Annotated in this window: 5 protein-coding genes; 1 reads left to right on the top strand and 4 read right to left on the bottom strand. The window is 39.8% G+C overall.

Translation table 11 applies throughout. The features are described from left to right. The 4 genes from WBJ10_RS11790 to WBJ10_RS11775 all read right to left on the bottom strand — a co-directional run. A partial coding sequence (locus tag WBJ10_RS11790; RefSeq protein ID WP_424290530.1) for a RagB/SusD family nutrient uptake outer membrane protein occupies positions 1–1,412 on the bottom strand: 1,412 nt, incomplete at its 3' end. A gap of 15 nt (positions 1,413–1,427) precedes the next feature. Then, a complete protein-coding gene (locus tag WBJ10_RS11785) occupies positions 1,428–4,709 on the bottom strand; it encodes a TonB-dependent receptor (protein ID WP_424290528.1) in 3,282 nt (1,093 codons plus the stop codon). A gap of 207 nt (positions 4,710–4,916) precedes the next feature. After that, positions 4,917–6,155, bottom strand: a complete 1,239-nt coding sequence (locus tag WBJ10_RS11780) for a FecR family protein (RefSeq protein WP_424290526.1) — start codon at positions 6,153–6,155, stop codon at positions 4,917–4,919. A 104-nt stretch (positions 6,156–6,259) separates the two neighbouring features. After that, positions 6,260–6,871, bottom strand: a complete 612-nt coding sequence (locus tag WBJ10_RS11775) for an RNA polymerase sigma factor (RefSeq protein WP_424290524.1) — start codon at positions 6,869–6,871, stop codon at positions 6,260–6,262. Between the two features lie 635 nt (positions 6,872–7,506). Here WBJ10_RS11775 and WBJ10_RS11770 point away from each other — a divergent pair. Continuing rightward, the gene (locus tag WBJ10_RS11770; protein WP_424290522.1) at positions 7,507–7,965 is read left to right on the top strand and encodes a hypothetical protein; all 459 of its coding nucleotides are present in this window, start codon (positions 7,507–7,509) and stop codon (positions 7,963–7,965) included. Positions 7,966–8,192: the final 227 nt, after the last annotated feature.

Below are 8,192 nucleotides of genomic sequence, written 5' to 3'. Positions count from 1 at the left end.
ACTAAACCTGCTTTTTCCGCTCCAATATTCCATCTCCACATATCAAATAATCGCAATCCTTCAAACGCTAGTTCTACGCAGCGTTCATTACGAACTATTGCACGAAGTTCCGCTTGAGTTTTACCGGGTGAAAATGGTGGCATTTCTACACTTGGACGTGTTCTTACTTGATTTAAAGCAGCGTACACGGATGCGTCAAGCTCATTCAGTTCAATTTTCGACTCGGCATACATTAACAGAACATCCGCATAACGGATAAGAATAATATCAATAGCTCCCTGATTAGGATTAGCTTTATCATTTTTATAATCTATATATTTTCGAATATTCCAACCGTGAGAGGATGTGTTATCCTGAGTGTTAACCTTATCAATAGAAGTGTTGGATGCGTTTGGAGAGGAATTATAAAGAACAGGTTGGGGACCATCTGTAGAAACAACCGATCCAGGATAATAGAAACTAAAACCCCACCGTGGATCAAGGTTCATATAAGGATTGGCAGGATCTTTTTGTCCTTTATACTCAAATTTATTAAACAACTTGCGAACAGGTTCTGCATCAGTCGATCCTCCGATCGAACTCGGTCCCCAGGATAACGCATTATGAGTTAAGCCTCCTTTTGCATATTGCCTTGATAAAATCACTTCCTTGGAATTTTCACCTGCGTAAGTAAACAGATCTCCGTAATTAGGAAATAAACCATAAACTCCCAGATCCATCACAGCCTTAGCAGCTGCGGCTGCCTCCGCCCATTTTTCGTTCCTTATACATAGCCTGGCTTTTAAAGCCAAAGCCGCTCCTTTTGTCGCCCGCCCGATATCATTTCCACTATAACTAATCGGTAAAGCATTCGTTTTGACAATGTCATCTAATTCCGAGATAATAAAACTCACCACCTCAGCTTTAGGCTTTTTTGACATTTGTTCCGTTATTTTCAAGGGCTCCAGCGGCAGTGGAACATCGCCAAATAAGCTGGTCAAATTTGTATAAAAGTAAGCCCTTAAAAACCTTGCTTCAGCCTTAACCCGTTTAAGAACCTCTGGATTACCACTACTAATCTTATCAACATTATTAATTACATCATTTGCTTTTCTCACACCGGCGTAATATCGGGTCCATGCCTCGCTTACTTCAGGATCCAAAGCGTCCTGAATCCCCATTCCCATTTTGTACCAGGTCACCCAGCTATTCCGCACATATCCAATATCCGTAGAACCATCCAGAGTCACTACCATATTTTGATGATCTAGCTCCCGGTAGACCGCGTTTACGGCAAATAATGCATCTTTTTCCTGTTTCCAGAAAACATTCTCAGACACGGCTGACGGAGGGTACAGGTCCAGGGATTCTTCGCACCCAGTTACTAGTGTAAGGCAGACCAATAGGCTTAGACTTAAAATACTTGTTCTCATATTTCTTGATTTATTTTAAAACGAAAAATTCATACCTGCGGTTAACACTTTACTTTGCGGAAAGTATTGCAGTCTTCCCGCCGGGAACTCAGGGTCTACCCATTTGGTTTTAGTAAACGTCAGCTGGTTTTCTCCCGACACATAAAAGCGGAGTTTTGATATTTTGGCTTTTTGCAAAAGCCCCGCAGGTAATGTATAACCTAACTGAAAGTTTTTCAGTCTAACATAGCTCGTATTTTGAATCCAGAAGTCAGACACGAAAATATTCCATCCATTTCCATATGATACCCTCGGCATTGTTCCATCCGGATTTTTGGTGGCATGGTACCTATTTTGCACCATATCGTCAGTCGTATAATTTTCCCAATCAGGCCCCTCAATCAAGGCACCGTCGAGATTTGACTGGGCTTTCAAAACACCTTGCATAAACATGCTAACATCGAAGCTTTTGAAAGAGGCTGAAAGGTTTAATCCAAGTGCATACCGCGGATCACTATTACCAATTACCACCCTATCCTTAGAGTTTACCACACCGTCTTTATTTACATCTTCGTAAATAATATCTCCAAGAGTCTCCTGGGGATTTATCTTAGGATACTTATCCAGATCAGCTTGAGAGCGGTATAGTCCCAAAGTTTTATAGCCATATAAAGTATTGATTGAATATCCTTCCTGCCAGATGTTGAACTTATCCTGATAGTAAGGTCCTGTTCCGTTCAAATCCGTGATTTTGTTTACTACGTCCGAGATATTGAAACCAACATTATACTGGAATTTATCACTATTACTGTTTCCCTGATAGCTTAAGGCTAGTTCCCAACCTTTGTTTTCTACCTTCGCTGCATTTTGCGTAGGAGCAGCAATTCCAATACTTGGGGCTATAGGTAATGCAAAAAGAATGTCGCTTGTGTTTCTCCAATAATAATCTCCTGTTACCGAAAATTTACCGCCGAAGAATTCCATGTCCACTCCAATATCAGTCATAGTCGTGGTTTCCCAGGTGATATCAGGATTTGCTGCTGTTGTCTGAGCTGCACCGACAACGACATTCCCGTTAAAATTATACCCCTGATTCAATGCATATACCGGAACATTCCTGTAAAGAGGGATTTCTTGATTTCCTAACTGGCCCCATGAGCCTCGTATTTTCAGGTTATTAATGACTTTATTGTTTTTAAGAAAGTTTTCTTCACTAACCCTCCATCCTGCAGAAAAGGAAGGAAAAGCGCCGTATTTTTTCCCTTTTGAAAATCGGGATGACCCATCATATCTTATATTTGCTTCAAGCAAATATTTGTCCGAAAAAGAATAATTAAGTCTGCTGAAGAAAGAGCGAAGCCTCCATTCAGAAGAAGATCCATAATTTGTCCAGTTTTTCGGGTCTCCAGCATCCAGTTCCTGTATATCATTACTATAGAAATTGTCTCTGGTTGATCCAAGAACACGATATTGGTTAGAAATTTCGTCGTATCCAATCATTGCTTTAATGCCGTGTTTACTAAAATTCTTACTATAGTCAGCGTAGAGCTTATAATTTGGCTCCAGATTCCTTTCTCGCGATTCTCTTAAGAAATTTTGTGACCACCATGAACCTACGGGTATAGGGGCACCAGTGAAAAAATTTGTCATTTCAAGTTTTCTCTGATACAACCTGTTTTCGGTGACGGTATTATTTACAGTTAAAGACCCTTTTAAAGAGAGATCTTTAATGATGTCAAATTTAAAACCGAGCGTCCCCACGATGTCATCACTATTTCTGTTATCGCTCCCAGATTTATTTATAACGGCATATGTATTTCGAAGGGAGCCCACTAAATCATGGGAACCATTAGGATATGTTCCTACTACCGACTGCTTCGCATGAAGAAGACTTTGTAATATTTCTTGTGGAGATCTTCCGACTCCCGTATAGTTCCGTCTTCTATACATGACATCAGCATTCACGCTTAATTTTTTATTTAGATACAGATCGGTATTCAGACGCATGCTATACCTTTCAAAATTGTGCTTGTTTATAATACCATCTCTATCCAAATAATTTAAAGCAAGAGAAACTCTACCACTCTTTCCCCCACTCGATAAACTCAAGGAATGATTCTGTTGGAAGGCGTTATCATTGAATACTGCAGGACGCCAGTCGGTAAAAGGATACTTAAGAGGTTCTGTTCCCGCTTCTGCATTCTTAATCCATTCTTCGCTATATGGTACAGGTAGTCTTGCGTTTTCGTATGCTTCGTTATGTAACCTTAGATAGTCCCCCGGGGATGCTGGTTCAGGCCAGAAAACCTTTTCCTGGCTACCAACATATGAATCATAATTTACCGCAACGCCCTCTTTAACTCCGCGCTTTGTTGTTACTAAAATAACACCATTTCCAGCTCTTGAGCCATAAATGGATGCTGATGCCGCATCTTTCAGAATGGAAATAGACTCAATTTCATTAGGTGCCACATCTGACAGCGATTGAGGAATTCCGTCAACCAATACCAAGGGATTAGAATTATTAAGAGTCCCGGTACCACGAATCCTAATTTTCAGATCATCAGCACCAGGCGCACCCCCATTATTTACAATACTTAATCCTGGGGCTATTCCTTGCAAGGCTAAAGCCGAATTCGACACGGGCCGTTCAGCTATTTCTTTCCCGGACACGGAACTTACCGAGCCAGTCAGATTAACTTTTTTCTGTGTTCCGTATCCTACTACGACTACTTCATTTAACGAAGTTGATTCAGCGGATAATCTAATATCGATGTCTGTACGTCCGTTCACAGAGACTTCCTGTGTTACAAATCCGATATAACTGAACACTAAAATGCTGCCAGCCTCGGGAACGTTCAAAGTATATCTTCCTTGTACATCCGTGGCTGTACCCGCAGATGTACCTTTAACCTTCACGATTACGCCAATAAGCGGCTCCCCCTTATCATCCGTCACTGTTCCACCAACAGTGATAGGGTTCACCACCTCATTTTGCACTTCTGGTTTTCTTCGCACGACAACAGTATTCATGTTAACGGTATAAGTCAATGACTTATCAGCAAAACATTGTTTAAGGGCTTCTTGTAAGGAAGCATTTTTAAACTGGACATTTACCGGTTTCGTGGTCTTTATCATTTCTTCCGTGTAAAGAAATTTGTAGCCCGTTTGCCTCTTAATTTCCTGCAGAACATTTTCGAGAGAAATATTTTCTTTTGAAAAATTTATTTTTTGGTCTTGCGATGCAGCCGATGACTGCAGGCCCAGGGTAATCAAGAAAGCAATTGTTATTCGAAAAATGATATACGTGTTCTTCATCCTTCTGGAATTGCTAAAGGGAGACATTAGCAAGGTTTTCTTGTCGTAATTAGAAAGCTTTCGTCGAGTTAAATCAATAAAATTCATACGCTTGGAGATTGGTTTAATTTTAGAATTGAATCATCAATAGTAGGAGGCTAAAACTATAATTAGATATAGGAATACACCGATTAGGTTTTTTCGAAATTGCCCTTGATCAAATAAATTTTAAGGCATAACTATGATCCTCCTCCCTTCAACTTTGAAATGCACAGCACCTGTGAGTTCCAGCATCTTCAGGACTTCCGACACATTTTCAAACCGTGATACCGAACCTACAAATGTTTCCCTTGTTATATTCTTCTTGTACGAAACATCTACATCATACCAACGGGAAATACTCCGCATAATGCTTTCAATATTTTCCCCAGAGAAATTAAATTGACCCTCCTTCCAACCTGTGCTTCCTCGTACATCTACATCCGAAACCTTCATTGAGGAACCGACTCTGGCTTGCTGTCCAGGTATTAACACCCTTGATTTCTGGGTGATATTCTCCGACACCTTCACGCTCCCCTCTAATAAGGTTGTCGTGATGTCAACTTCATCAGAATAGGCCTTCACGTTGAAATGGGTGCCTAAAACCTCCACGAGATGACCTCCTGATTTAACCTTAAAAGGTATCTTTTTTCCATTGTCCGCAGAGGAAGACCCGAGCTTTACTACTTCGAAATAAGCTTCTCCATCAAGTTCTACTATCCGTTCCTCATCCACAAAAGATGCAGGGAACCGTATAGACGAAGACGCGTTTAGCCAAACTTTACTTCCATCAGGTAAAACGACCTGAAATTGACCACCGCGGGGAGTTCTGATGGTGTTGTAAGATTTGGTTTGAAAATTTTCCGGAAAATTCTGACCCGTTGATAAATCGAAAACGATTTGCCCTTCTTTTGGCTTTCTTGCCCTTATGCCAAATTGTTCTGCTAAAAAACCGTTCTTTGCGTTGCTCAGATCTATTATTTTTCCGTCTGCAAGTGTTAGAGTAGCCTTATTACCTCCCGGAGAAATTTCATTTTGTATTGATTTGGTGCTTTCTACAACTTTGAATGATTTCTTCCGGTCAAAGTCAGTTGAAAAGTAAAAGGCAAAAGCAGTTGCCATTAAAAGCAGAGCTGCAGCTGATGCAATTTTTCGATATCTAGGCCATAGCCTCACAGAATGGTTTTCCTGTATAGTCTCTTTATCGATACCATTCAGCTTCGACTCAATCTCTTGCAACACACGGGGGTATAAGACAATCTCATTTTCGGCGTAAATATCCGTAAGAGTGTTGTACCGTTCTATAATTTCCTGTATCTCGTCAGTGGAAGCGGAGTTCAACCAATTAATAAATAATTGATGTTCCTGATCAGAATAATTATTATCAGCATACTTTTTAAGGAATTGGTTAATTGTTCTTTTGTCCATCGTTATATTAAGACGAACCAAGTGATCAAAAGGACCCCTCTGATGCTAAATATTATAAAAAATAAAAAACGGATTATGTGCTAAAGGAAATAAAGCACGATTTCTTAGAAGAATAGGGTATTGTTCTCATCAAGTAGAAATAGCAAAGGAATCAAAAAACTTGCAAGTTCCCCGTATTTTTTAAGGTATTCTCTTACAAAATGCATTCCGGCGTAAAGCTGCTTTTTTACGACATTTTTTGAGATGGAAAGTTTTATGGCAATTTCATCTAAAGACAATTCCTCATTTGTACGGAGTTGAACAATCCTTTTTCTTTTGTCAGGAAGGAGATTTATAGCATCCTGCGCTATTTGGTAATATTGATTATAAATAATTCTTCCATCGGAAACTTCACAACTTTCTTCAGAAGTTGGCTTCAAAGCTAAATGAACATTTGTTTGCACCTGCTTCCTTCGGATTTCATCCATCACTAGGTTTTTTGCTGATTTATAAAGATATGGCTTGAAAGAAGTTATATTTTGCAATGTCTCGCGGCGTGTCCAGATCTTGATGAAAACATCTTGTAAAATCTCCTCGCTTAAAACTTTGTTTTTGGTAAAAAGATATAGATAGCGGTACAAACCATTAATATAACGAGAATAAAGTATGGTAAAAGCTTCCCTATCACTATCCGCGATACGCTTTATTAGCTCGATTTCATCAAGTTTTTCAGCCATTATGTTTCTTGTGCAATGCAATATAGAAAATATGACAGGCAAACAAAAAATTCTCACCGTTTTAAAAATTCGGTTCGGCAGCGATTAAGATTATACCAGGATTTATTTTAAGCTTCAGGTCAGGACACTTCGCCGGGTTTAGATGAAAGTCAAAAACATCTTTCTGAAAATAATATCCCCGTAAGGTAATGACCTATGGTCGGCAGCGAGTGAAATCCATGGAAGATCCAGCCGGAAGATATTGGTCAGTTTTTGCCGACTTGCTGAGCATGAATCCGCGGACTTTGCCGAGTAAAGTGGAGGTGCGGCCTAGCTTTCCGAAGTAGATTCTAATTTTTTAGCACCCTGCCGGATTCGGATTTGACGAATTTTTACGTTTCCGGTTTTCCTTCGAATTTGCTTCCTGCGTTCATTGAAGTTCAAAGGCTGTGTATTGATAGTAGGATAAAAAAATTGATTTTACTTCATAATGAATTCTATATATTCACATTTGGTGCCCGAAAAACTGACTCTGCATATGATCATTTGATGTTTAGTGTAGTGGAGATTGATATCAGGAGCGGGGAAATGTCAGTTAGCACTTTAATTGATGTTTAAACCAACCCCTTTAAGTTGACCTATACTCATTAAAACAAATGACTAAAATCGATTCGTTATTTTTTAGAACAACAGCTGTTTTAACCATAGCTGTAGTTTTTAATTGCCAAAGTCAAACTACTACTTTCGGAGGACGGTTTACATATCAATTACACTCACCCGCATACGTAGAAAACCCTTCACCTTCAAATATATTTAGTCCTTACCATACCCGAAGTGAAAAGAGCATTTACGCTTTAAGATATTTCAGGAAAGAGAAATGGGGACTTAAACTTGGAATTGAAAATGGATCAATACCTTTCTACATTGGTATTGACGCGCCAAGCGATGCCTTCGGAGATGTAAGAGAACCCGGGGGCGATCCGCAAATCATTTACATCTATGGGGTAAATGATTTTAACTATAAATCCGCAACGGTTTCAGCAGTTCGGAGAATTCCCATGGGAAGCAGGCATCTGGAAATAACTGCAGTTTTAAGCCCTTTCTTCCAGGCATAAAATACGCTGGCATCCTTTCTGGGTATAACAACAGAATATTTATCAAGACTGCGGAAGAAGTCGGCGGGGGGACATGCAAAGCTTCCCGGCCCATTGAGACTACTCAACTATTCCAACCAAAAAGCCTCCGCCATCGCATCTTGTTCCCGGTTAGATAATTTATACCTGGAAGCAACTTTTCGCCAGCCCGAAATATTTTTCTTTATATCCTCCATCATCACCGACGC

This window comes from Daejeonella sp., assembly GCF_049655485.1.
GTDB lineage: Bacteria > Bacteroidota > Bacteroidia > Sphingobacteriales > Sphingobacteriaceae > Daejeonella.
This window is presented reverse-complemented; position numbering and strand designations above follow the sequence as displayed.

Excerpts from the sequence above, each read along its gene's own strand:
- WBJ10_RS11780 (WP_424290526.1), bottom strand. The coding sequence starts at position 6,155 with ATGGACAAAAGAACAATTAACCAATTCCTTAAAAAGTATGCTGATAAT.
- WBJ10_RS11770 (WP_424290522.1), top strand. The coding sequence starts at position 7,507 with ATGACTAAAATCGATTCGTTATTTTTTAGAACAACAGCTGTTTTAACC.
- WBJ10_RS11785 (WP_424290528.1), bottom strand. The coding sequence starts at position 4,709 with ATGAAGAACACGTATATCATTTTTCGAATAACAATTGCTTTCTTGATT.
- WBJ10_RS11775 (WP_424290524.1), bottom strand. The coding sequence starts at position 6,871 with ATGGCTGAAAAACTTGATGAAATCGAGCTAATAAAGCGTATCGCGGAT.